Annotated in this window: 23 protein-coding genes; 14 read left to right on the top strand and 9 right to left on the bottom strand. The window is 65.3% G+C overall.

Features of this window, described 5'->3' with window-relative positions; genetic code table 11:
- Positions 1-2: 2 nt before the first annotated feature.
- Both AR323_RS07830 and AR323_RS07825 read left to right on the top strand, forming a co-directional pair.
- Positions 3-1,172, top strand: a complete 1,170-nt coding sequence (locus AR323_RS07830) for a Ppx/GppA phosphatase family protein (protein ID WP_057883408.1) — start codon at positions 3-5, stop codon at positions 1,170-1,172.
- Positions 1,169-1,840 carry an RlmE family RNA methyltransferase gene (locus tag AR323_RS07825; protein ID WP_057883407.1) on the top strand — a complete coding sequence of 224 codons (672 nt, stop codon included), beginning with the start codon at positions 1,169-1,171 and terminating at the stop codon, positions 1,838-1,840. Before AR323_RS07830 ends, AR323_RS07825 begins: the two co-directional genes overlap by 4 nt.
- A 260-nt stretch (positions 1,841-2,100) precedes the next feature.
- Here AR323_RS07825 and AR323_RS07820 read toward each other — a convergent pair whose 3' ends face one another.
- Positions 2,101-2,799, bottom strand: a complete 699-nt coding sequence (locus AR323_RS07820) for a c-type cytochrome (RefSeq protein WP_057883406.1) — start codon at positions 2,797-2,799, stop codon at positions 2,101-2,103.
- A 178-nt stretch (positions 2,800-2,977) separates the two neighbouring features.
- Between AR323_RS07820 and AR323_RS07815 the strand changes: the two genes are divergently transcribed.
- Positions 2,978-3,868, top strand: a complete 891-nt coding sequence (locus AR323_RS07815) for a prephenate dehydratase (protein ID WP_057883405.1) — start codon at positions 2,978-2,980, stop codon at positions 3,866-3,868.
- A 65-nt stretch (positions 3,869-3,933) separates the two neighbouring features.
- On the opposite strand, the gene AR323_RS07810 is transcribed toward AR323_RS07815, so the two are convergent.
- Positions 3,934-4,341: a hypothetical protein gene (locus AR323_RS07810; RefSeq protein WP_152980315.1), complete on the bottom strand. Its 408-nt coding sequence runs from the start codon at positions 4,339-4,341 to the stop codon at positions 3,934-3,936.
- 202 nt (positions 4,342-4,543) lie between these two features.
- Entirely contained in the window at positions 4,544-5,551 is a 1,008-nt protein-coding gene (locus AR323_RS07805; protein WP_057883732.1) for an isoaspartyl peptidase/L-asparaginase family protein, read from the bottom strand.
- A 140-nt stretch (positions 5,552-5,691) separates the two neighbouring features.
- On the opposite strand from AR323_RS07805, the gene AR323_RS07800 reads away from it, so the two are divergent.
- Entirely contained in the window at positions 5,692-6,210 is a 519-nt protein-coding gene (locus AR323_RS07800) for a GNAT family N-acetyltransferase (protein WP_057883403.1), read from the top strand.
- 13 nt (positions 6,211-6,223) lie between these two features.
- Here the strand turns inward: AR323_RS07800 and AR323_RS07795 are convergent, their stop codons facing one another.
- On the bottom strand, positions 6,224-7,246 hold the full coding sequence (locus tag AR323_RS07795; RefSeq protein ID WP_057883402.1) for a CorA family divalent cation transporter: 1,023 nt from the start codon (positions 7,244-7,246) through the stop codon (positions 6,224-6,226).
- 72 nt (positions 7,247-7,318) lie between these two features.
- On the opposite strand from AR323_RS07795, the gene ispG reads away from it, so the two are divergent.
- The 4 genes from ispG to AR323_RS07775 are packed head-to-tail and all read left to right on the top strand — an operon-like array spanning position 7,319 to position 10,428.
- Positions 7,319-8,464 carry a flavodoxin-dependent (E)-4-hydroxy-3-methylbut-2-enyl-diphosphate synthase gene (ispG, locus tag AR323_RS07790; protein ID WP_057883401.1) on the top strand — a complete coding sequence of 382 codons (1,146 nt, stop codon included), beginning with the start codon at positions 7,319-7,321 and terminating at the stop codon, positions 8,462-8,464.
- Positions 8,461-9,225, top strand: coding sequence for a hypothetical protein (locus AR323_RS07785; RefSeq protein ID WP_057883400.1), 765 nt, complete (start codon positions 8,461-8,463; stop codon positions 9,223-9,225). The genes ispG and AR323_RS07785 overlap by 4 nt, the downstream gene beginning before the upstream one ends.
- On the top strand, positions 9,222-9,935 hold the full coding sequence (locus AR323_RS07780) for a murein L,D-transpeptidase catalytic domain-containing protein (RefSeq protein ID WP_057883399.1): 714 nt from the start codon (positions 9,222-9,224) through the stop codon (positions 9,933-9,935). Before AR323_RS07785 ends, AR323_RS07780 begins: the two co-directional genes overlap by 4 nt.
- A 1-nt stretch (position 9,936) precedes the next feature.
- The gene (locus tag AR323_RS07775; RefSeq protein WP_152980314.1) at positions 9,937-10,428 is read left to right on the top strand and encodes a hypothetical protein; all 492 of its coding nucleotides are present in this window, start codon (positions 9,937-9,939) and stop codon (positions 10,426-10,428) included.
- A 9-nt stretch (positions 10,429-10,437) separates the two neighbouring features.
- Here the strand turns inward: AR323_RS07775 and AR323_RS07770 are convergent, their stop codons facing one another.
- Positions 10,438-11,817, bottom strand: coding sequence for a L,D-transpeptidase family protein (locus AR323_RS07770; protein ID WP_057883397.1), 1,380 nt, complete (start codon positions 11,815-11,817; stop codon positions 10,438-10,440).
- Between the two features lie 157 nt (positions 11,818-11,974).
- Here AR323_RS07770 and AR323_RS07765 point away from each other — a divergent pair, with 157 nt between their 5' ends.
- The 3 genes from AR323_RS07765 (at position 11,975) to AR323_RS07755 (ending at position 16,072) form a co-directional block, all read left to right on the top strand.
- A complete protein-coding gene (locus AR323_RS07765) occupies positions 11,975-12,871 on the top strand; it encodes a DMT family transporter (protein ID WP_057883396.1) in 897 nt (298 codons plus the stop codon).
- A gap of 100 nt (positions 12,872-12,971) precedes the next feature.
- The gene (gene acnA, locus AR323_RS07760) at positions 12,972-15,647 is read left to right on the top strand and encodes an aconitate hydratase AcnA (RefSeq protein WP_057883395.1); all 2,676 of its coding nucleotides are present in this window, start codon (positions 12,972-12,974) and stop codon (positions 15,645-15,647) included.
- A complete protein-coding gene (locus AR323_RS07755) occupies positions 15,644-16,072 on the top strand; it encodes a rhodanese-like domain-containing protein (protein WP_057883394.1) in 429 nt (142 codons plus the stop codon). The genes acnA and AR323_RS07755 overlap by 4 nt, the downstream gene beginning before the upstream one ends.
- 62 nt (positions 16,073-16,134) lie before the next feature.
- Here AR323_RS07755 and AR323_RS07750 read toward each other — a convergent pair whose 3' ends face one another.
- The 4 genes from AR323_RS07750 to ruvA all read right to left on the bottom strand — a co-directional run bounded on the left by AR323_RS07750 (position 16,135) and on the right by ruvA (position 19,549).
- On the bottom strand, positions 16,135-17,190 hold the full coding sequence (locus AR323_RS07750; RefSeq protein ID WP_235510498.1) for a PEP-CTERM sorting domain-containing protein: 1,056 nt from the start codon (positions 17,188-17,190) through the stop codon (positions 16,135-16,137).
- 273 nt (positions 17,191-17,463) lie between these two features.
- Positions 17,464-18,498 (bottom strand): Holliday junction branch migration DNA helicase RuvB, encoded by a 1,035-nt coding sequence (gene ruvB / locus AR323_RS07745; RefSeq protein ID WP_057883392.1) that lies wholly within the window; start codon positions 18,496-18,498, stop codon positions 17,464-17,466.
- On the bottom strand, positions 18,495-18,956 hold the full coding sequence (locus AR323_RS07740; RefSeq protein WP_057883391.1) for a hypothetical protein: 462 nt from the start codon (positions 18,954-18,956) through the stop codon (positions 18,495-18,497). The genes ruvB and AR323_RS07740 overlap by 4 nt, the downstream gene beginning before the upstream one ends.
- Entirely contained in the window at positions 18,953-19,549 is a 597-nt protein-coding gene (gene ruvA / locus AR323_RS07735; RefSeq protein ID WP_057883390.1) for a Holliday junction branch migration protein RuvA, read from the bottom strand. The genes AR323_RS07740 and ruvA overlap by 4 nt, the downstream gene beginning before the upstream one ends.
- Before the next feature lie 318 nt (positions 19,550-19,867).
- Between ruvA and AR323_RS07730 the strand changes: the two genes are divergently transcribed.
- The 3 genes from AR323_RS07730 to aroC all read left to right on the top strand — a co-directional run bounded on the left by AR323_RS07730 (position 19,868) and on the right by aroC (position 21,786).
- Complete coding sequence (locus AR323_RS07730; protein ID WP_057883389.1) at positions 19,868-20,215, top strand: hypothetical protein; 348 nt, start codon at positions 19,868-19,870, stop codon at positions 20,213-20,215.
- 69 nt (positions 20,216-20,284) lie between these two features.
- Entirely contained in the window at positions 20,285-20,590 is a 306-nt protein-coding gene (locus AR323_RS07725) for a hypothetical protein (RefSeq protein ID WP_057883388.1), read from the top strand.
- 119 nt (positions 20,591-20,709) lie between these two features.
- Positions 20,710-21,786 carry a chorismate synthase gene (aroC, locus tag AR323_RS07720; RefSeq protein ID WP_057883387.1) on the top strand — a complete coding sequence of 359 codons (1,077 nt, stop codon included), beginning with the start codon at positions 20,710-20,712 and terminating at the stop codon, positions 21,784-21,786.
- The last annotated feature ends 38 nt before the right edge of the window (positions 21,787-21,824 follow it).

Genomic DNA, 21,824 nt, shown 5'->3' with positions numbered 1-21,824 from the left:
AAATGGCGGGTCATTCTCCGCCGGACACGAGCAGGAATTCGGGAAGGAAGACTGGCGGCAAAAGGGGCAGATCGTCCGGCAAGGTAGCCGATTTCCGCTACAAACGTCCCTCGCAGTCCAAAACCCCACTCAATGGCGCGGTCGATCCGCAGGCAGGCTTGCTGCGCGATCACGCGTCGCGCCGTCAGGCGTACGCCGCCCTCGACCTTGGCACGAACAATTGCCGCCTTTTGATTGCGCGCCCCGAAGGTGAAAATTTCACCGTGATCGACGCCTTCAGCCGGGTAGTGCGACTCGGCGAAGGTCTAGCTGCTAGCGGTCGACTTAGCGACGAGGCGATGGACCGCGCACTCGGCGCACTTCAGGTCTGCGCGGAAAAACTGAAGCGCCGGAATGTGTTCCTGGCGCGCTCTGTCGCGACCGAAGCGTGTCGCCGCGCCGTGAACGGCGCCGATTTCATCGAACGCGTCCGCGCCGAGACCGGGATAGTCCTTGACATCATTTCCGCCCAGGAAGAGGCGCGGCTGGCGGTTCTGGGGTGCCATATCCTGCTCGAACAGGGCCACGGCCCGGCGGTGATCTTCGACATCGGCGGAGGATCGACCGAACTTGTGTTGATCGAGCCGGGTGAACGGGTGCCGAGGATAATCGACTGGGCGAGCGTGCCATGGGGCGTCGTGTCGCTCACCGACACCGTCGGGCGCGGCGAGGGCGCGACACAAGAGGACCGGCTCGAGCGGTATCGCGAAATGCGCCGGCTGGTTTCCGAGAGTTTCGCGCCGTTTGCCGAAAGAGTAGCGGAAGCCTCACGTGCGGTGGACATTCGCTTGCTCGGTACCAGCGGCACCGTCACGACGCTGGCCAGCCTGCATCTCGAGCTGCCGCAATACGATCGGCGCGCGGTCGACGGACTGATTGTGCCTGCCGAATCGATGCGCGACATCAGCGAACGTCTGTCGACCATGTCGCCGCAGGACCGACGTGCCCTGCCCTGCATCGGCAACGACAGGGCCGATCTTGTGGTGGCAGGCTGCGCGATCCTCGAATCGATAATGGATATCTGGCCGGCCGATCGCCTCGGCGTGGCGGATCGGGGTATCCGCGAGGGCATCCTGCGCAGCCTGATGGCCGGCGATCCGGCTCCCGCTCGCACCGGAGCGCGTGCAGGATGAGCCGCGGCGGAAAGGATCCGGGAAAGCGCGTCAAGACCGCACGCGGGCGGACGGCCTCCTCGAACCGCTGGCTGTCGCGCCAATTGAACGACCCATACGTCCGGCAAGCCAAGGCCGAGGGGTATCGCAGCCGCGCGGCATACAAGTTGATCGAACTCGACGAGAAGTTCGGTCTGCTCAGGGGCGCAAAGCGCGTGGTCGACCTTGGCGTAGCGCCCGGCGGTTGGGCGCAGGTCGTGCGCAAGAAGCGGCCGCAGGCCGCGCTCGTCGGGATCGACCTGCTGCCGACCGAGCCGCTCGAAGGCGCGACGTTCCTCGAAATGGATTTCATGGCCGACGAAGCGCCTGCCGCTCTTGTCGAAGCGCTGGGCGGCAAGGCCGACCTGATATTGTCGGACATGGCGGCCAATACCGTCGGCCACAAGGCGACCGACCACCTGCGAACAATGGGGCTTGTCGAAGCAGCGGCATGGTTCGCGGTCGAAAATCTCGACGAGGGCGGCGCCTTTGTGGCGAAAGTATTCGCAGGCGGCACCGACGCCGACATTCTTGCCCTGCTGAAGAAGCACTTCCGAACCGTGAAGCATGCCAAGCCGCCTGCCAGTCGCAAGGACTCGAGCGAATGGTATGTGATTGCCCAGGGCTTCAAGGGAATCGCGCCCGACTGAGGGAACGATTAACCGGGGCGAGCGGTTTCAGGTCGCCCGCCTACCCGGATCGGGAGGCGCGAGTGCAGCAATCCCGCCTGCCTCATCGGAGTCGCGAAGTCATGGAAACCCGGCTGATCATAGCCTACGCGCTCATCGCGCTTCTCTCGGCTGCCGTCTTGACGACGATCGTCTACTATCAGCGCAAGCGTGCCGCTCGGCGCAGGATCTGGGAAGGGCGCGGGCGTCGCTAGACCCCAAACGCCCGCCCGTGACCTCGATTACTGAACCGGAACGGTGCTCTTGGTCGCGCCTTCGCCGGCCGGAGCGGCAACCGCGCCGGCGGCGTCGGGACCAGCCGTCGTCGCCGGGCCGGCAGCGGCGGTCGGATCGCCAGCAGCCGGAGCTTCGGCGGCATCGGCTGCGGGCGCCTCGGCAGCGGCCGGAGTCGGCAGCGCCGGACCACCGCCCTGCTGCCTCATGTAAAGGATGATGTTCGCGCGGTCCTGCGCGTTCGAAAGGCCAGCAAAGCTCATCTTGGTGCCGGCTGCGAACGCCTTGGGACTCTTGAGCCACGCGTCCATGTTTTCGTAGGTCCAGTCGCCGCCATGGCCCGACAGCGCGCTCGAATAAGCGAAGCCTGCCGCGTGCTTGCCGATCGGCTTGCCCATCACCCCGAACAGATTCGGACCCTGCTTGGCAGCACCGCCCTGGTCGAAGGTGTGGCACGTGCCGCAGCGGCCCTGCGCCGCCGTCTCGCCTGCAGCCACATCGGCGGACGCCAGGAGGGTCGCGAGGTCCGGACCGGCGTCAGCCCCGCCTTCGCCTTCCTCGACGACGCCTTCGATCGGGTAACCCATTGTCTCAGGCCGTTCCGGCTTGTCGGCGTGAAAATACTTCCCGCTCAAGCTGGTGAGCCCGAGAGCGATGATGCCGGAAAACAGGACCCAGCCTGAGGCGGTGTTGAAATTGTCTTGCATGCGTGCAGTGATCCGCGGGTAAGAGTGGACGTGCGGGTTTGCGCCGCGCTCTAGTCAGCACCGTTCGCGCGCGCAAGGGTCCATCCGGTTTCTGGCCCCGCGAATTTGGCACTTTCATGGGTCATCGCTTGCGGGTGCATGGCCTCACAGCTACGCGCCCGGTCAGGATGACGACGACATGAGCAGCTTTCCCGCCCCGGCACGCGCATTGGTCGATGCGATGCAGGCGTCCGCGGCCCTGGACCCTGCCCGTGCGGTGGCATTCGCCGGCGCACCCGGGGCGAATTCGCACCGCGCCGCACTCGAAATGGTGCCGGGCTGCCTGCCACTGCCGTGCTTTTCTTTCGAGGACGCAATCGACGCGGTGAAGGCGGGCCGGGCCGGATGCGCCGCGATCCCCATCGAGAACAGCCAGCACGGGCGGGTCGCCGATATCCACTTTCTGCTTCCCGAAAGCGGGCTGCGGATCGTTGCAGAGCATTTCCTGCGGATCAACCACGCCCTCATGGCACTGTCCGATGGCCCGTTCGAGGCGGCCTACAGCCACCCGCAGGCGCTTGGCCAGTCGCGCCGCTACCTGCGCGATCGCGGTATCCTCCCGCTGAGCTATGCCGATACCGCCGGCGCAGCGGCGCATGTGGCCGAACGCGGCGAGACGAACATTGCGGCCATCGCTCCGCCGCTTGCGGCAGAGCTGTACGGCTTGCGAATCGTCGAGAACGACGTCGAGGACGCCGCCGACAATACGACCCGCTTCCTCCTGCTGGCGCCGGATGCGCTCGACCCCACAGGCATCGGGCGAACGGCCATGACGACCTTCGTGTTCGAAGTGAAAAACGTGCCCGCCGCACTCTACAAGGCGCTGGGTGGGTTTGCGACGAACGGCGTGAACATGACCAAGCTGGAAAGCTACCAGGCGGGCGCGAGTTTCTCGGCGACGATGTTCTATGCTGACATCATCGGCGCCCCAGGTGAGGTCGCGGTCGATCGCGCGCTCGAGGAACTGGCGTTCCATTGCAAGGAGCTGCGGATGCTCGGGACCTATCCGATGGAGCGTATTCGAGGCTAGGAAGTGGCCGTGGCGGACGAGAACGGCACACGCCGAGCCCGCCCGGCGTCGTCGATCAGGCTAGTCTACTTCTTCCATTCCATCTTGCGCAGGAGCATGTTGCCGTTGACCTCGCGATAGGTCGCGCGGCCCGCCGATTCCTCCTGCAGCTTCTCTTCGGTCCGCTTGTAGCGTGCCATCATCACCTGGCGGCGACGGTCGCCTTCGGCATTGTCGACGAACTTCGGGAAGTAGCGCACCAGATAGACATCGGGTTCGCCCTTGCGCGGGTATTCGTTGATCAGGATTTCGTACCGGGTGGTCCAGCCTTGCGAAACGGCGAAATCCTCGTTCGCGCGCCATTCTCCCGCTAGCCAGAGGGCATACTTGAGGTCGGCGCCGTCGGAGATATCGATGCCCGTGACGCTGACATAGTCCCCCCCATCGAACGGATACGGATCGTCCTGCGCCAGCGCCGGAATCGAAAATGCCATTGCGACCGCACCAATGGCGGCCAGTCCAGATTTCAACATCGTGTATTCTCCCCAAAGCGACCCGCGCAAAAGCGCGCCCCTACGTTGCTTTGGAGTCGGGCGACCCTGCGTTTCCTACCGCAAAAGGACGGCCCCAAGCGGGCGGACCTTACTCCGACGGCGGGAGGAGTCGAGTCCTGCCTGCCCCCCCTACGATGGGAGGTCATTCGTCGGAGAAAATCGCGACTTCGGACAGGCCTGCCGCAGTCGCACGGCCGCGGTACATTCCCTGTGAATTCATTGAAAAGACCGGTTCACCGCTCGGACTGACGACGATCACGCCGCCGCTCCCGCCAAGCTCGCCGACTTCGGCGATCACGCCGTCGACGATCCCCTGCAGGATTTCGGTCGTCAGCGGGACGTCCTGCGTCTCCCCTGCGATCGTCAACCTGCGCGCAGAGCGTACGCGCTCGCAGATCGTGTGGGCGACCGCCACACGGATGAAATATTCGCCCGAGCCTGTGGCGCTGACGGCGCAGGCAGTGTCGTCGGCATACGTGCCCGCACCGATCAACGGCGCATCGCCGATCCGGCCCCAGCGCTTACCGGTCATCCCGCCAGTCGAGGTGCCCGCAGCCAGACGCCCGGTGTTATCGCGCGCCACCGCGCCGACGGTACCGAACTTGAATTCTACCTCCAGGGCGGAAAGCTTGTCGGCCTTCACCATCTCGAGCTGCCGGCGACGCTCATCGGTGGCGAAGAATTCCGGCGGGACGATTTCGAGCCCGCGCTCGCTGGCGAATTCTTCCGCGCCGGGTCCGGACAGCAGGACATGGCGCCCCTCTTCCATGACGGCCTCAGCCAGCAGGATCGGATGGCGTACCGTGCGAACGCCGGCGACCGCGCCCGCCCTGCGACCCTTGCCGTCCATGATCGAAGCATCGAGGTCGTTGACGCCATCCCAAGTGAAAACCGCGCCGCGACCGGCGTTGAACTTGGGGTCGTCCTCCAGGATGACGATCGCCGCCGTGACCGCGTCGACGGCGCTGCCCCCGTCGCGCAGAACTTTCGCACCCGCGTCGAGCGCCACCTGCAATGCCACCCTATAGTCGGCCTGCTGCTGGGGCGTCATGTTCGCCCGCTGCAGCACGCCCGCCCCGCCATGGATCGCGAAACTCCAACTCTGCTCGTTGGGCGTGTCTTTCGCGGAGGCTGCTACGGCGAAGGTCATGGCGATTCCCAACAGGGCGAGTAGATGCAGGCGCATGGCAAGCGGATAGCTGCCCGCCAAGGCGCTGTCGACGACGACCGATCGAGAGGATGGAACCGCGCTATTCAATATCCGGCGTAAATCCCTTAGCCCCGCGAGCCATGAACCTGCGTCACGCCAATGCCGCCGATGTCCCCGCGCTCGTCGACCTGAGCCGCGCGAGTTTTACCGATGCATTCGGCCACCTGTACGACCTGTGCGACCTGGCCGCCTTTCTCGACGTGCATCGCGACCCGAAAAAGTTCGCCGCGGATATCGCATCTACCGACGCCTCGGTCATGCTGGCCGAAGAGGGGGATGAGCTGATCGGCTATTGCGTAGCCTTTTTCGGAGAGAGATTCGAAGGCCGGACAGAACCGCAACCCTCGAATCCGTGCATGCTGAGCCAGCTTTATTGCGCGCACGAGGCGACCGGACGCGGCATCGGGGCAGCATTCATGGAAGCGGTGATCGCCCAGGCACGCGAGCGCGGTTGCGATGCGATCCAGTTGTCGGTCTACAGCGAAAACTTCGGCGCGCAGCGGTTCTACGAACGCTACGGGTTCACGAAGGTTGCGAACATCCATTTCTGGGTGGGCAACCACCGCGACGACGAGTTTCTGCTCGAACGACGGCTCTAGCGCCGCGGCCGCGCTACATCCACTTCCACCGCCGGAAGAGATAGACCGTCACGATCGTGAATGCAGCGCACAGAGCGGTCACGAACCAGAAGCCCGATGGATGGCCGGATATGTCCGCCCACGGCATCCCGCCGACGTTGATCCCGAACAGACCGACAAGAAAGCTCAGCGGCAGGAAGACCGTGGCGACCAATGTCAGCCTCCGGTTGGTCTTTTCCGAGCGGGCAAGCGCCCGGCTTCGCAATTCGTCCATCAATACGACTGCGCTTTCCTTGCTGATGTCGATGTCGTCGATAAACCGGCGCAGTAGCGCGATCGTCTCTGCTATTTCCTGACGGTCGTGCTTCTCGAACCAGTCCGGCGCGTCGCGGCTGATCGATTCGAGCGCAACGTGCTCTGGGCCCATGTGCCGTTGAAGCGACAGCGCGCTTCGACGGATGGCGACGATCTCCGCCAGCATTTCTTCGTTGTCCGAGCGGTCGAATTCGCACTCTTCGAGCCGGTCGATCGCATCGTTCATGTCGACGATCACGCGGCTGATCCGGTTGACCATGTGCTGGGCCAGCGACGTTATCAGCGCGCCCGCATCCACCGGCCCCTTGCCTGCGTCGATTTCTGCCAGCACGTCGTTGGGGGTTTGCTGCGGATGACGCCGCAACGTCACGACCCGCTTGCCGTCAGACCAGAGCTGCATCGAGACCATGTCTTCGGGATCCGCGCCGGGATTGAAGTTGATCGAGCGCAGCGTGGCGACGAGCTGGTCCCCGTCGCGAAAGGCCCGCGGACGCGTGTCGTCGCTCGTCAGCATCTCCGCCGTCGTACGCGGCATGGCGAACTGGGACTGGAGCCAATGCGCGCGGCCGGGTTCGGTTCGGTCGAGGTGCAGCCACAGCACTTCCCCCGGATCGGCAGGTTGCCAGTCCTGGGCATCCTGCCACGATATGAAGCGGCCCCCGCCCTTGCCGTCGAGCACGCGCCCGATCAGCAAGGGCCCATCCGGGGAATGTTCGTCCGTGGGATCGCTGGGCGGTGTCATCGCGGCGATCCATGCCGCAACTTGGCCCAGCTGTCATTGCCCCTTCACGCCGCGCGGACTATATGCGCGCCCATGTCCTCGATCCGTCCTTGGCGCGATATCGCGCGCCGCCATTCGCGCCAGATCATGGTCGGCAAGGTTCCGGTCGGCGGCGATGCCCCGATCAGTGTCCAGACCATGACCAACACACCGACCGAAGACGTTGGCGCGACGATCGATCAGATCCGGCGTTGCGAGGACGCGGGCGTCGACATCATTCGCGTGTCTTGCCCCACCGAGGAATCGACGCGGCATTTCGACCGGATCACGCGCGCCGCGAATGTGCCGATCGTCGCCGACATCCATTTTCACTACAAGCGCGCGCTCGAGGCTGCCGACAAGGGCGCCGCCTGCCTCCGCATCAATCCGGGCAACATCGGGTCGAGCGAACGGGTGGCCGAGGTCATCCGCGCCGCCAAGGCCAACGGCTGCGCGATCCGCATCGGCGTGAACGCCGGAAGCCTGGAAAAGGACCTGCTGGAAAAATACGGCGAGCCATGTCCCGAGGCGCTTGTCGAAAGCGCGCTCGACCACATCAAGCTGCTGCAGGACCACGATTTCCACGAATTCAAGGTCGCGGTGAAAGCCAGCGACGTGTTTTTGGCGGTCGCCGCCTACATGCAGCTCGCCGAAACGGTCGACTGTCCGCTGCACCTCGGCATTACCGAGGCGGGTGGTCTGATCGGCGGCACCGTCAAGTCGAGCATCGGCATGGGCAACCTGCTCTGGGCCGGCATCGGCGATACGATCCGCGTCAGCCTTTCGGCAGAGCCCGAGCAGGAAGTGAAAGTCGGCTACGAAATTCTCAAGAGCCTGGGCCTGCGGACCCGCGGGGTGCGGATCGTGTCGTGCCCCTCGTGCAGCCGCCAGGGCTTCGACGTCATCCGCACGGTCGAGGCGCTGGAGAAGCGGCTAGAGCACATCAAGACCCCGATGAGCCTGTCCGTCCTCGGCTGCGTCGTCAATGGTCCAGGCGAGGCGCGCGAGACCGACATCGGCCTGACCGGCGGCGGCGCGGGCAAGCACATGGTCTATTTGTCGGGTGTGACCGACCATCACGTCCAGTCCGACGACATGCTCGATCACATCGTCGCCCTCGTCGAAAAGAAAGCCACGGAAATAGAGGCCGCGATGAGCGATGCCGGAAACGCCGACGGAGTGGCGGAGGCTGCCGAGTGATCGGTGTCCTGATCCGCCGCACGCGCGACGTCGCGGTCGACAGCTTTCGCATCTGGTGGCTGGCGCCCGTCATCCCACTGATCGCAGTACTACCGGAATTCGCGCAGCACGTGGCCGAAGTGCGGCTCGGGATGTTCGACAGTATCGAGCAGGCCCGCGCGATTGCCAACGATCCGACCCGCTGGGCGTTCGGTTATGCCAAGGTCGCCGGTCTCGTAGTCGCGATCCTTGCCGCGATCCGCTTATGGGCTGCGCACCGGCAAGGCGCATCGTGGTGGTCGCTAAAGGGCATTGCCTGGCGCGTACTCGCACTGGGCATCGGCGCAAACATTGCCATCAGCGTGCTGGGCAGCCTTCTGGAAAGCGCAGTCGCCGGTTTAACGGACACCGCGGCCTTCGCGATCACCTCGCTGTTCACGCTCGCGACCCTGCCGCTCATCATCCTTGTCGTGGCCGGTTTCGCGGGCGATCGCGAGGCCAGCCTTCGGTCGGTCTATATCACCGGATGGCCGGCCACTTTGCGCATTCTCGGCTTCAGCGCACTGGTGATCGCGCCGATGATGTGGCTCCATACGCTGAACCACCAGTGGGCGATGGGCGCCCCGCCGGTACTGTTGTGGGCGCTGATGATCTTCGATTCGCTGGTCGTCGGATTGCTGGCCGTGGGCTGGGGCACCGCGATCGAGCATGGCTATCGACCGCTCGGCGATGACGACCGTTCAGATTCGGTTAGCCAGACTGGGATCATAGTGCCGACATGAAGCGGCGCGATCTCCTCAAAGGAACGCTGGCCGCCGGCGCGGCGCTGGCGGCCCCTGCCGTACGCGCGCAGGTTCCTGCAACACCCGTGTCGCTCAGCCTGCGCGACCGCCGACTGTTTGCGATCGCCCAGGAACAGATGGCCAAGCACGGTGCCGGCTTGTGGCACCGCGACCTCGTCGGCGTGGTCGACTACGGTCTCCATTCCAGCCAGCCGCGGATGCATTTCGTCGATTTCGAGAAGGGCGCAGTCGAAAGCTACCGCTGCGCGCACGGCATGGGATCGGACCCCGAGCACGACGGCTGGCTCAACTGGTTTTCCAACGTTCCCGAATCGCTGTGCAGCAGCAAGGGCGCCTACATGACATTCGGCTGGTACACCGGGCGTTACGGAACCTCGGTCCGCCTTGAGGGTCTCGACGCCAGTTGCTCGAACGCGCTCGACCGCGCGATCGTCATGCATCGCGCCGATTACGCCGAGCCTTCGCACGTCGAGCGGTTCGGCAGACTCGGCCGCTCGAACGGCTGCTTTGCAATGAGCGACGCGGACTTCAAGCTTACCCTGCTACGCCTCGCCGGCGGCCGCCTGCTCTTCGCCGACAAGCTCGGCATCGGGCCCGACGGATCGACCATCAGCGAACCGCCGAAGGACCTAGCCCTCCTCGTGCCCGAAGGCGCGCCGCAACCACCGCTGGTCCCGGGCGCGTTCTAACTTGCCATACGTTCCGACGTTTGGTGGGAATGCTCTTGGCATCGCACCCGTCTTTGGAGCACTGGTCCCGGCGAGCATCATTGCAGCAGGCATCGGAATGGCCTGCTTGGGCGGTTGGCTGGTCCTTTTCAGCGGCGAATTCCCCGTTGGAGGCCCCAGCGAGATCATCGCCTCACTCGTTTTTCTGACATTTGCTCTGGCAGTCGGGATGGTAGGTGCGACATTCATAGTCGCGTTCTACCTATTCATATTCGGAGTTCCGGTCGCATTGCTGCTCGGCGACCGGATTCGCCATCCTGTTGCGCTGGGCGTCTCGCTCGTTGATGCATCCGCAGGAGCTGTTTTCGCAACCACAGGATCTAAGCTGGGCCTCTTGGGATCAGGCGAGTTCGCGCCGCAAGCTTTCGCGCTTGTGCTTTGTTTCGCGCTCCCTGCAGGCTATCTATTCCGGCGCAATATCATCGTCCTGCGCGAGCAGTTGGAATACACCTGAACCGCAATCTCAGGTCGTCTGCAGGTCGTCGACGATCTCGACGGCTTCCTCGCTCGTCGCGCGGGCGCGGTTCGCCTGGCGGGGCTTGTCGAAGCTGGCCAGCACCGGCGCGTCGCGGCCGTAGATGTCGCTGAATTCGCGCAGCCTGCCCTCGATATCGCGGCCCATCGTGAAATAGGTGATGTAGACCGGCATCGACTTCTGGATCGGCACGCGGGTGTACTTGCCGCTTGTACTAATTGCGACCGCCTCGTCCGCGGCGGCCTTCCGGGCTTCGGGCGTGTTCGCAAGGTTGCCGAGGATCGCCAGGGTGATGGCGAGTTCCTGCGCGCGCTCGGTACGGATGCAGCCGTGGCTCAGGGCGCGGTTTTCCTGGGAGAACAGGTTTCGCGCAGGTGTGTCGTGCAGGAAGATCGCGTGCGGATTGGGCATGTCGAGCTTCATCAGCCCGAGCGAGTTGTTCGCGCCGGGCTGCTGGACGACGGTCACGAACCCGGTCTTGGCGTCGCGCGATCCGCGATAGCCGTTGGCCTTCGCCCAACCCGGGTTGCCAAGGACGCGGGCACCCAGGCCCTCGCCCTTCACGATCGACTGCGGGACCGTCCAGGTCGGATTGAAGATGACACCTTCGACCGTCTCGGCAAGCTGCGGGGTCGCGGTGCGACCCGGCTTACCAACGATCGTGCGATACGTGCTGATGATCTTGTCGTTGACCGTCAGGCGAAGCTGGTACTCGGGCACGTTGGTGATGAGGTACTGCTGTCCGAGGTCCTTCGCCAGCCAGCGCCACCGATCCATGTTGGCGCGGATCAGCTTGCGCTTGGCGGGACTCGTGGCGCTCGCGAGTTCCGCCTTCAGCGCCGCGTAATCGGGATGCTCGGGTGCGAGCGCCATCAGGCTGTCGGCGACCGACCGGTTCGCCAGCGCTTCGGCCATGATATCTGCGGTACGGTAGCGATCAGGGTCGGGATCGACGACGAACCACTGCTTGCGCGCTTCCATCGGCGTGCGGCCGTCGCGGAGGTCCTCGACCAGCCAGGCGAAGCTGCGGCTTGCCGCTTGGTTGAGAGACTCACCGGGTCCGGTCGCAATAGCGGCGTCGAGTTCGCCCGGCATATAGTCATTGGGATCGAGACCTTCACTTCCGATCGACGCAATCACGCCGGCAAGAGCGCGGGCATTCGCGATGGACCATTCCTGCACCATCGGCGTGATCTGCTGAACGGTCGCGGCGGGCGTGACGGGGCTCGACTGCGCCTGTGCGGCGGGGGCCGTCGGCGATTCGGGCGGGAGAAGGTTTTCCGGCGTGCTCGACTGCGCCACCACGGCGCCCGGCAGCGCCACCAGCGCCGCACCGATCAGCCAAAACCGCTTGTTGCCTTCGATCACCGCAATAGCCCCTTGTGTCGTCAACGCGCTGACGCGCTCACCAAATAGATACAGCGCGCCATAGCGCCTCTGTCCCCTTTCCATCAACGCACGAGGCTGAAGCTCGGCTGAATCCCGCTTGACCGGTGGCGGGAATGTCACGAACGGCCAGCCGGAGATGCCGAACCGCGATCATCCCCTGCTTCCCGTGTTCGCGGCCATCGCGGCGATCGGGCTGCTGACGCTGATGGATGCGTTCATGAAAGCGGCGTCCCTGGCGATCGGGGCTTACAGCACGCTTTTGCTGCGAGCGCCGATCATATTTCTCCTCGCCGCACCCGCCTGGCGCTTGACCGGCGGCTCATGGCCGATCCGGCAAACGCTGCGGATCCATGTGATACGGGGGCTGGTGGTAACCGCGATGGGTTTCCTGTTCTTCTTCGGCCTGACCTATCTGCCGATGGCGCAGGCCATTGCGATCAGCTTCATTTCTCCGCTGATCGCGTTGTTTCTAGCCAGCATCCTGCTCGGCGAGAGGATCGGTCGGCGCGCGGTCATCGGCGCCTTGCTCGGCTTCGCGGGCGTGCTGGTCATCCTGGCGGGCAAGGTCTGGCGCGAAACCATGGGCGACGGCGCGCTGCTCGGGATTGCCGCCGTTCTGGGTTCTGCGCTGCTCTATGCATGGAACCTGGTGCTGCAGCGCCAGCAGGCGCTCGTGTCGAAGCCGCTCGAAGTCGTCGTATTCCAAAGCGCGATAGCGGGCATCGCCCTCGTCGGATTCGCACCGCTTTTTCTCGCCTTACCCGCAGAAACGGTCACCTGGCGGGATATCGCTATCAGCGCGGTCCTGTCGTTCGCGGGCGCGGCGCTGTTCACCTGGGGCTATGCCCGCGCCGAGACGCAGAAGCTGGTCCCGCTCGAATACAGCGGGTTCCTGTGGGCGGCGCTGTTCGGCTGGGTGTTCTTTGCCGAGGTTGTAACGGGGGCGACGATCGCGGGCGCCGCCCTGATTGTGGCGGGGTGCTGGATCGCCACCCGCGGCAAGCCGCCGGAACCCGAACAGACCGCCCTCTGAAGCCTCCCCCGCCCTTGACCTCGCCGGACGGGGCGCGCAGGAGCGCGGGCGCAATCACCACCTTCTTTTACGCACACTCAGGCCAAGGATTTACGCACGCATGACTCAGGTCGGCAAGGACTCGCTCGGAACCCGCAGCACGCTGACGGTGGGAGGTAAGGACTACGCCTACTACTCGCTCAACAAGGCAGCCGAGACTATCGGCGACATCTCCCGCCTTCCGTTCAGCATGAAGGTCCTGCTCGAGAACCTGCTCCGCTTCGAGGATGCAGGATTCACCGTTTCGGTCGGCCACATTCAGGCGCTCGCAGACTGGCAGAAGAATCCAGCCACCGGCGGCGAAATCCAGTACCGCCCAGCCCGCGTGCTGATGCAGGACTTTACAGGCGTCCCGTGCGTCGTCGATCTGGCGGCCATGCGCGATGCGATCGCCAAGCTTGGCGGCGATACCAAGAAGATCAATCCGCTCGTCCCGGTCCACCTGGTGATCGACCACTCGGTCATGGTCGACGAGTTCGGCCATCCCAAGGCATTCGAGAAGAACGTCGACCTGGAATACGCCCGCAATGCGGAGCGGTACGACTTCCTCAAATGGGGATCGAAGAGCCTCGACAACTTCAAGGCGGTCCCTCCGGGCACCGGCATCTGCCACCAGGTCAACCTGGAACACATCGCCCAGTGCGTATGGACGTCGAAGGACCAGGCGGGCGCGACCGTGGCCTATCCCGACACCTGCGTGGGCACCGACAGCCACACCACAATGATCAACGGGCTTGGCGTGCTGGGCTGGGGCGTGGGCGGTATCGAGGCGGAGGCCGCGATGCTCGGCCAGCCGGTCTCCATGCTCATCCCCGAAGTCGTCGGCTTCAAGATGACCGGCAAGCTTGCCGAGGGCGTGACCGCGACCGACCTCGTCCTCACCGCCACCCAGATGCTGCGCGCGCGCGGCGTCGTGGGCCGCTTCGTCGAATACTTCGGCCCCGGCCTCTCTTCGCTCAGCCTGGCCGACCGGGCCACGCTCGCCAACATGGCGCCCGAATACGGGGCGACCTGCGGCTTCTTCGGTATCGACGACAAGACCCTGGAGTATCTGCGTCTCACGGGTCGCGCCGAAGACCAGATCGCCCTTGTGGAGGCCTATGCCCGCGAACAGGGCCTGTGGATCGACCCCAAGGCCGCCGACCCGGTGTTCACCGATACGCTCGAGCTGGATCTTGGCAGCGTGGTGCCCTCGCTCGCCGGTCCCAAACGCCCGCAGGACAAGGTCATCCTCCCCGAAGTCGACGACCTGTTCAACGCGCAGCTCAAGGACGTCTACGGCAAGTCGGGGCCCAAGCGGTGCGCGGTCGACGACGCCGATCACGACATCGGCGATGGCGACGTGGTCATCGCCGCGATCACAAGCTGCACGAATACCAGCAACCCCGACGTGCTGATCGCCGCCGGCCTCGTCGCAAAGAAGGCGCACGAGAAGGGCCTGACGCCCAAGCCATGGGTCAAGACAAGCCTCGCTCCCGGATCGCAGGTCGTCACCGACTACTTGGTCAAGGCAGGTCTGCAGGCACACCTTGATGCGATCGGCTTCGACCTCGTCGGATATGGTTGCACCACGTGCATCGGCAATTCGGGCCCGCTGGCCGAGCCCATTTCGAAGGCGATCAACGGTAACGACATCGTTGCCGCCAGCGTCCTTTCGGGCAACCGCAACTTCGAGGGCCGCGTGTCGCCCGACGTGCGCGCCAACTTCCTCGCCTCGCCCCCCCTCGTCGTCGCCTACGCGCTGAAGGGCACCGTGACCGAGGACATGGTTTCGACCCCGATCGGCCAAGGCAGTGACGGCGCCGACGTTTATCTCAAGGACATCTGGCCGACCAACGACGAGATCGCGGCGATCCGTGCAACCGCGATCGACCGCAGCATGTTCGAGGCCCGCTACGCCGACGTCTACAAGGGCGACAAGCACTGGCAAGCGATCGACGTGACCGGATCGGACACGTACCAGTGGCGCGCCGGTTCGACCTACATCGCCAATCCGCCGTACTTCGAGGGGATGACGATGACCCCGGCACCGGTGGTCGACATCGTGGATGCAAAGCCGCTCGCGATCCTTGGAGATTCGGTCACCACCGATCACATCAGCCCGGCCGGATCGATCAAGGCCGACAGCCCGGCGGGCACCTATCTTCAGGAGCACCAAGTCGCACGCGCCGACTTCAACTCGTACGGCAGCCGCCGTGGCAACCATGACGTCATGATGCGCGGGACGTTCGCCAATATCCGCATCAAGAACGAGATGGTCCCCGGCGTCGAGGGCGGGATGACCCGCTATGGCGGCGAGACGATGGCGATCTACGACGCCGCGATGAAGCACAAGGCGGACGGCACGCCGCTGGTCGTCATCGCGGGCAAGGAATACGGCACCGGCTCCAGCCGCGACTGGGCGGCCAAGGGCACCAACCTTCTGGGCGTACGCGCGGTCATCGTGGAGAGCTTCGAGCGTATCCACCGTTCGAACCTCGTCGGGATGGGCGTGTTGCCGCTGCAGTTCCGCGATGGCGAAAGCCGCGCCTCGCTCGGCCTCACCGGTGACGACAGCTTCACGATCCGCGGCCTGGCCGAAATCCAGCCGGGCCAGGATGTCGAGGTCGAGGTGACCAAGACCGACGGGACGAAATCCACTTTCGTCGCCAAGTGCCGCATCGATACCGCCAACGAGCTGGAATACTACTTCAACGGCGGCATCCTGCACTACGTCCTGCGCAAGCTGGCCGCGTGATCGCTCGTTTCGCGCCCGTCGCGGGGACGGTGCTTTTGGCGCTGTCGCTTGCGGGTTGCACGGTGTCGGAGGCCAATACGCCCGACACCGCGCTTGCGGCAGTTGCGCAGGGTGTCGACGCGCTGGATGCCGGACAGCTGGCTACGCTGGTCTCCAGTGGCAAGGCCGTGCTGATCGACGTGCGAACGCCCGAAGAGTTCGCCGAAGGGCACATTGCAGGGGCGGTCAACATGCCGCTCGACAGTTTCGACCCTGCGGCAGTTCCGCTGGTGCCCGACAAGCAGACCGTCATCTATTGTCGTTCGGGCAAGCGGTCGCTGGAAGCCGCCCAGCGGCTCGCCGAGGAAACCGGCAGCGCGGTTCACCTCGCCGGCGGAACGATCGCCTGGTCATCGGCCGGCGGTCGCCTCACGCTCGCCGACTAACGTGAAAAGGGGTGACTTCCGTCAGGAAGCCACCCCTTCGCTCGGCGGAGCTGCTTCGAGGCTCAGTCCGCCTGCTTCGCTTGTTTCTTCCGCCTGATCAGCGCGGCAGCAGCGGCCGCACCAAACAGGATGGTCATCGGCGGCGCGGGCACCGGAGTGCCGCTGCTCGATCCGTGACCGCCGCTCGAGCTCGAGCTCGAGGAACTCGTGCTCGAACTGGTCGAGGAGGACGTGCTCGACGACGAACTGCTCGAGGTCGACGACGAAGTCGACGTGCTGCTCGTGATGTTCCCGGACGTCGAGGTGCTGGTCGACACGTTGCCCGATGTGCTGCTCGACACATCCCCTGAGGACGAGCTGGTGCTCGTGACGTTGCCGCTCGTCGTGGTGCTCGTGATGCCGCCGGTGGAGCTGGATGTCGAGGTCGATCCACCGGTGCTCGTCGAGGTGAACCCGCCGGTCGAGGTCGAAGTCGATCCGCCGGTCGTGGTGGAGGTGAACCCGCCAGTCGAGCTCGAGGTCGAGGTCGTCAGGCCGCCGGTCGAAGTAGAGGTCGAGCCGCCGTTGTTCGAATTGTCGATATCGATATCGATATCCTGCCCCTGGCCCTGACTGCCGCTGGTCGAGGTAGTCGACGTCACGGTCACATTGCCGCCGCTCGAACCGCCGCCGCCGAAGAATCCGCCGAAGAAGCCGCCAGAGCCGCCGAAACCTCCGCTACCACCGATAACCGTGACGCCGCCGCTGCTGCCGCCACCGACAGGTGCCGGGGGTGGGAGCATGATCGGCGCCATCGCATAGGCGAACGTGGGCGGGCAGGCGTGATCGGGCAGCGACTGCGCCGCGCCCGACGTGGTGCCATAGGCGCCGATCGCGGCCGGACCGGCGGGCACGCACTCGATCTCGCGGCGCACGGTGCGGACCTTCTGGCGAACCGGCTTGGCGACATGGCGCTTGGTCACGGTCCGATATTTCACCGTCTTGACCGGCTTGGCCTTAACCGACTTGACCGACTTCATCTGCTTCGGGCCGGCGGCCTGGGTTTCGGCCACGTGCGCCGCGCCGCCCACCAGGAGCGCGGTCCCGGCAGCGGTTGCGGACAGTTTCGCCAGAGCCATTTTGACCGACATGAGCTGTACTCTCGATTTCTTCGTCGGGTCGTCCGCCGGCGGGTCCGGTCGAAACGTGCCCCTGTCATCCGAGGAAACGGGAGTGTCGCGGCGGCGGCAATCAAATTAACCATGCCATGCGCCGCTAAGACGCTGATTTCCGATACGTTGGTCGGGTATCGGGCCTGTCTGTGCCAATACGGCACCGGTTGGCTAACCCGGCCTAACGTTCAAGCGCAATTCGAGGTCTGCCAACCACGACCCGGCGTTAGCCGCGAATCGCTATTTTGCCTGATCGAACAATCCGTTCTGGCCGGTCGAGGCGGGAGGCGGTCGCATGTCCAGGTGGGTCCAGCCCGCATCGTTGAGACAGCGCCCGCGCGCGGTGCGGGCGACCAGCCCCAGCTGAATCAGGTAAGGCTCGATCACTTCCTCGATCGTGTCGCGCGGTTCGGAGAGGCCCGCGGCGAGCGTCTCGACCCCCACCGGCCCGCCCTTGTAGATGCCCGCAATCATCCGCAGGTACCGCCGGTCCATCGCGTCGAGACCGAGGTTGTCGATCTCGAGCCGGGTCAGCGCGGCATCGGCCACGCTCGCCGTGACCGGACCGTCGCCGCCGACGTGCGCGAAGTCGCGGACCCGGCGCAGCAATCGCCCGGCGACGCGGGGCGTGCCGCGCGAACGGCGGGCAATCTCGCGCGCACCGCCCGGCCCCAGCGCCAGCCCCAGCAATCCCGCCCCGCGGGTGACTACGCGTTCCAGTTCCTCGACGGTGTAAAAGCTCAGCCGCACCGGAATCCCGAACCGGTCGCGCAAGGGCGTCGTCAGCAGCCCCTGCCGCGTGGTCGCGCCGATCAGGGTGAACGGCGGCAGGTCGATCCGCACGCTGCGCGCCGAGGGTCCCTCGCCGATGATGAGGTCGAGCGCGCGGTCCTCCATCGCCGGATAGAGCACTTCCTCGACCACCGGATTGAGCCGGTGAATCTCGTCGATGAACAGCACGTCGTTGGCTTCGAGGTTGGTGAGCAGCGCGGCAAGATCGCCCGCCTTGGCGATCACCGGGCCGGATGTTGCGCGGAACCCCACCCCCAGTTCGCGCGCGACGATCTGCGCCAGCGTGGTCTTGCCGAGGCCGGGCGGCCCGAAGAACAGCACGTGGTCCATCGCCTCGCCACGCGCTTTCGCCGCATCGACGAACACCCGCAGGTTCTCCCGCGCCGCCTCCTGGCCGACGAACTCACCGAGCGACTTCGGACGCAGCGCGGCGTCCGGGTCGTCGGGCAGGCGCTTGGGGGTGAGGTCGGGATTGTCGGTCATGGGACAGAGTAACCCACCTCTGCCAGCCGTATGCGCGCTGCATCCAGCACAATGTCGTCAAATCTATCGGGATGTTTCAGGGCGACCGCTTCGAACGAGAGATCCAGCAATGCTCTATCGTGAAGCATTTTGAACCCTTCGGAAGCCGAGCCCAAAATCAGGTCGGAAACACATTTTTGAACACCTTGCCGACCGATTTTCTGGCGAGTGCGAGAAAGCATAATCGTTTTCCCGCGTTCTTGTTTCAGAACATCTTCCAACGCAAAAATGGACTGCCAAACGGCGAATTCCAATGTGCCGGGGTCTTCCCCTGGAAGAATACTGTAGAGCTTCAATCGAGCGGCTCTCGCCAAATCCGGAACACCACGAATGTCGGCATTTTCAGCAATTTGCCGCAGCTTTTTCGCGTCCCCACAACTGGCAACAAATTCCATCATCTTCGAGACCTGATCAGTCACCCCGCCGCCCTCTTCAGCGCCACGCGGATAAGGTCCCCCTCGCCCGCTCCCTCGCCCAGTTCCTCGATCGCACGCGTCACGGCCTGTGCGGCAACCGCCGGCTTGAACCCGAGGTTCTGAAGCGCGCTGACCGCGTCGGCACTCGCCCCGCCCCTGGGCAGCGCGGGAGCCATGCCCGGACCGGCGGGCAGCGCGCCGGCTTTGTCCTTCAGTTCGTTGACGATGCGACTCGCCAGCTTGGGCCCCACGCCCTGCGCGCGGGCGACGGTCGCGGCGTCCTGCGCGGCGCACGCGCGTTGGAGTTCGTCGGGCGATAGGGCGGAGAGGATCGCCAGCGCGACCTTGCTGCCCACCCCCTGCACCTGCGTCAGCAGGCGGAACCAGTCGCGTTCGGTGCCCGATGCGAACCCGAGCAGGCGCATGTCGTTCTCGCTCACCTGCAAGTCCGTGTAAAGTGTGCAGCCCTCGCCCGTCTCGCCCAGCGCGGCGAGCGTCTTCGAGGAGCAGTGAACAAGATAGCCCACCCCCGCGACGTCGATCACCGCCCAGTCGGCGCCGGTTTCGTCGAGAATGCCCTTGAGCTTGGCGATCATGGGGCGGGGTTCGCAATCATGCTTTGTTCCTGCCCGACGCGTGCGCGTTTGGCCAGCATTGCCGACGCGTCATCCGCAGGCTCGTTCGCCGAGGGCATGTCACGCTTGTCACACTGTCCAGGGGAAACGTGTCACCTTGCGCGCGATGGCGTAACCTTGCGCGATTTCGCGTCGCCTTGAGCGGGGCCGGTGTCGCCTTGGCGCAGGTCGGTGCGAGAGAAGCAGGGCGGTTCATCGCGCCGACCATGCCAGCCGATCGGCAAGTAGGAAAATGCGCGTTCGGTTGCCGCATCCGGCCAAGCGACCTATCTGGGCGCGATGGACCGCCACCTGTTCCTGTCCCTGCGCCTGTGGGCGGCTGCGATGCTCGCGGTCATCGGGCTGCAGGCGATCCCGGTTCATTCCCTGCCCGAACGGCCGACCCAAGGCTCCGCGTTCAGCGCGAGCACGATCGACGTTGCGCTGGCCGCGAGGGAGGTGGCGGCAAACGAGGTCGCGCTCGATCCGGCTCCCGAGCCGCATCACCCGGCCGTCATCCCGATTTTCGCGCCGGTCCAGCCCGCGCTCCAGAGCGCCTGGCGGGCGCATCCCCAGACCGGCCCTCCCCTTCGCCCCGAGCCGTTGCGCAGCGGGCCCAGTCCCCGCGCGCCTCCCCTGCAGTCCTGATTTCGACACCCCGCGCGTCCCCGCTCCGGTGGGCGCGAACGCATTTTCGACATCACAGGACTGAAAACCATGACCGATACCCCACAGGGCGTCGCCGCGATCGGCGGCGACCGTTTCGATGCCGTCGAGGCCATGCTGGCCCGTTATCCCGACCTCACCGCGGCCGAGATCGACGATCTCAAGCTCTGGTTCCACAAGGAAGCGAGCGCGTTCGACGTAGCCAGCATGGCGGGCAAGGAAGCCATTGCAACCGGATACCGGGCATTCCGCGACGACCACATCGATCGGTTCACGGCGCGCGATCTTGTCACGGGCGCGATCATCGCGATCGTTGGCCTGGCGTTCGCCTATATGCTGCTCGCCCGCGCTTTCTGACCGACGGCGGAGGGGCGGCCTGGTGTTGCCCCTCCGCCTTTGGCGGCCAAGCACGGCTTTCTCCCGCCTTAGCAGCCGCCAATGGACTTGGGACCGCAGTTGCGGCATCCGGTTGCGGCATGAGCTGGAACACCTTCGGGCGCGTATTGCGCATGACCACCTGGGGCGAAAGCCACGGGCCGGCGCTGGGTGCGATCGTGGACGGCTGTCCTCCCGGACTGGCCCTGAGCGAGGCGGATATCCAGCCCTGGCTCGATGCGCGGCGCCCCGGGCAGAACAAGTTCACCACCCAGCGGCAGGAGCCCGATGCGGTCCGCGTGCTATCCGGCGTGTTCGAGGGGAAAACGACCGGCACCCCGATCAGCCTGATGATCGAGAACGTCGACCAGCGGTCGAAGGACTATTCCGAAGTCGCCAAAGCCTATCGCCCCGGCCATGCCGACTATGCCTATGACGCCAAGTACGGCTTTCGCGATTATCGCGGCGGCGGGCGCAGTTCGGCGCGCGAGACGGCCGCGCGGGTTGCGGCGGGTGCTGTCGCGCGGCTGGTCATCCCCGATGTCCGGATCGATGCCTACGTGGTGGAAATCGGCGGCGACGGCATCGACCGTGCGAGCTTCGACGCAGGCGAGATCGGCAACAACCCGTTCTGGTGCCCCGACCGCGCAGCCGCCGAACGCTGGGTCAAGGCGGTCGATGAGGCGCGGCTGGCCGGGTCATCGCTCGGCGCGGTGGTCGAATGCGTGGCGCACGGCGTGCCCGCCGGCTGGGGTGCGCCGATCTATGCCAAGCTCGATGCCGACCTGGCGGGCGCGATGATGGGGATCAACGCGGTCAAGGCGGTCGAGATCGGCGATGGTTTCGCCGCCGCGCGGCTGACCGGCGAGCAGAACGCGGACGCGATGCGTCCCGGCGGCGATGGACCAATATTCGAGGCGAACCATGCGGGCGGCATCGCCGGCGGTATCTCCACCGGCCAGCCGGTGGCGGTGCGCGTGGCGTTCAAGCCGACCAGTTCGATCCTCACCCCGGTCGAGACGATCGACCGCGACGGCAACGCCGCCGAGATCCGCACCAAGGGCCGCCACGACCCGTGCGTCGGCATCCGCGGCACGCCGGTCGTCGCCGCGATGATGGCGCTGGTCTTGGCGGACCACAAACTGCTGCACCGCGCGCAGTGCGGCCCGGAGCGCTAGCACCCCGGGCTAAAGCTTTGCGGACCAATGATATTGGC

The organism is Tsuneonella troitsensis, assembly GCF_001441535.1.
Lineage (GTDB): Bacteria > Pseudomonadota > Alphaproteobacteria > Sphingomonadales > Sphingomonadaceae > Tsuneonella > Tsuneonella troitsensis.
This window is presented reverse-complemented; position numbering and strand designations above follow the sequence as displayed.

Coding starts and splice junctions, on each gene's coding strand:
- AR323_RS07725 (WP_057883388.1), top strand. CDS start 20,285: ATGACCGATACCCCACAGGGCGTCGCCGCGATCGGCGGCGACCGTTTC.
- aroC (WP_057883387.1), top strand. CDS start 20,710: ATGAGCTGGAACACCTTCGGGCGCGTATTGCGCATGACCACCTGGGGC.
- AR323_RS07815 (WP_057883405.1), top strand. CDS start 2,978: ATGAGCAGCTTTCCCGCCCCGGCACGCGCATTGGTCGATGCGATGCAG.
- AR323_RS07830 (WP_057883408.1), top strand. CDS start 3: ATGGCGGGTCATTCTCCGCCGGACACGAGCAGGAATTCGGGAAGGAAG.
- AR323_RS07810 (WP_152980315.1), bottom strand. CDS start 4,341: ATGGCATTTTCGATTCCGGCGCTGGCGCAGGACGATCCGTATCCGTTC.
- AR323_RS07805 (WP_057883732.1), bottom strand. CDS start 5,551: ATGACCTTCGCCGTAGCAGCCTCCGCGAAAGACACGCCCAACGAGCAG.
- AR323_RS07765 (WP_057883396.1), top strand. CDS start 11,975: ATGCCGAACCGCGATCATCCCCTGCTTCCCGTGTTCGCGGCCATCGCG.
- AR323_RS07820 (WP_057883406.1), bottom strand. CDS start 2,799: ATGCAAGACAATTTCAACACCGCCTCAGGCTGGGTCCTGTTTTCCGGC.
- AR323_RS07780 (WP_057883399.1), top strand. CDS start 9,222: ATGAAGCGGCGCGATCTCCTCAAAGGAACGCTGGCCGCCGGCGCGGCG.
- AR323_RS07800 (WP_057883403.1), top strand. CDS start 5,692: ATGAACCTGCGTCACGCCAATGCCGCCGATGTCCCCGCGCTCGTCGAC.
- AR323_RS07750 (WP_235510498.1), bottom strand. CDS start 17,190: ATGGCTCTGGCGAAACTGTCCGCAACCGCTGCCGGGACCGCGCTCCTG.
- AR323_RS07795 (WP_057883402.1), bottom strand. CDS start 7,246: ATGACACCGCCCAGCGATCCCACGGACGAACATTCCCCGGATGGGCCC.
- ruvA (WP_057883390.1), bottom strand. CDS start 19,549: ATGATCGCCAAGCTCAAGGGCATTCTCGACGAAACCGGCGCCGACTGG.
- ispG (WP_057883401.1), top strand. CDS start 7,319: ATGTCCTCGATCCGTCCTTGGCGCGATATCGCGCGCCGCCATTCGCGC.
- acnA (WP_057883395.1), top strand. CDS start 12,972: ATGACTCAGGTCGGCAAGGACTCGCTCGGAACCCGCAGCACGCTGACG.
- ruvB (WP_057883392.1), bottom strand. CDS start 18,498: ATGACCGACAATCCCGACCTCACCCCCAAGCGCCTGCCCGACGACCCG.
- AR323_RS07730 (WP_057883389.1), top strand. CDS start 19,868: ATGGACCGCCACCTGTTCCTGTCCCTGCGCCTGTGGGCGGCTGCGATG.
- AR323_RS07825 (WP_057883407.1), top strand. CDS start 1,169: ATGAGCCGCGGCGGAAAGGATCCGGGAAAGCGCGTCAAGACCGCACGC.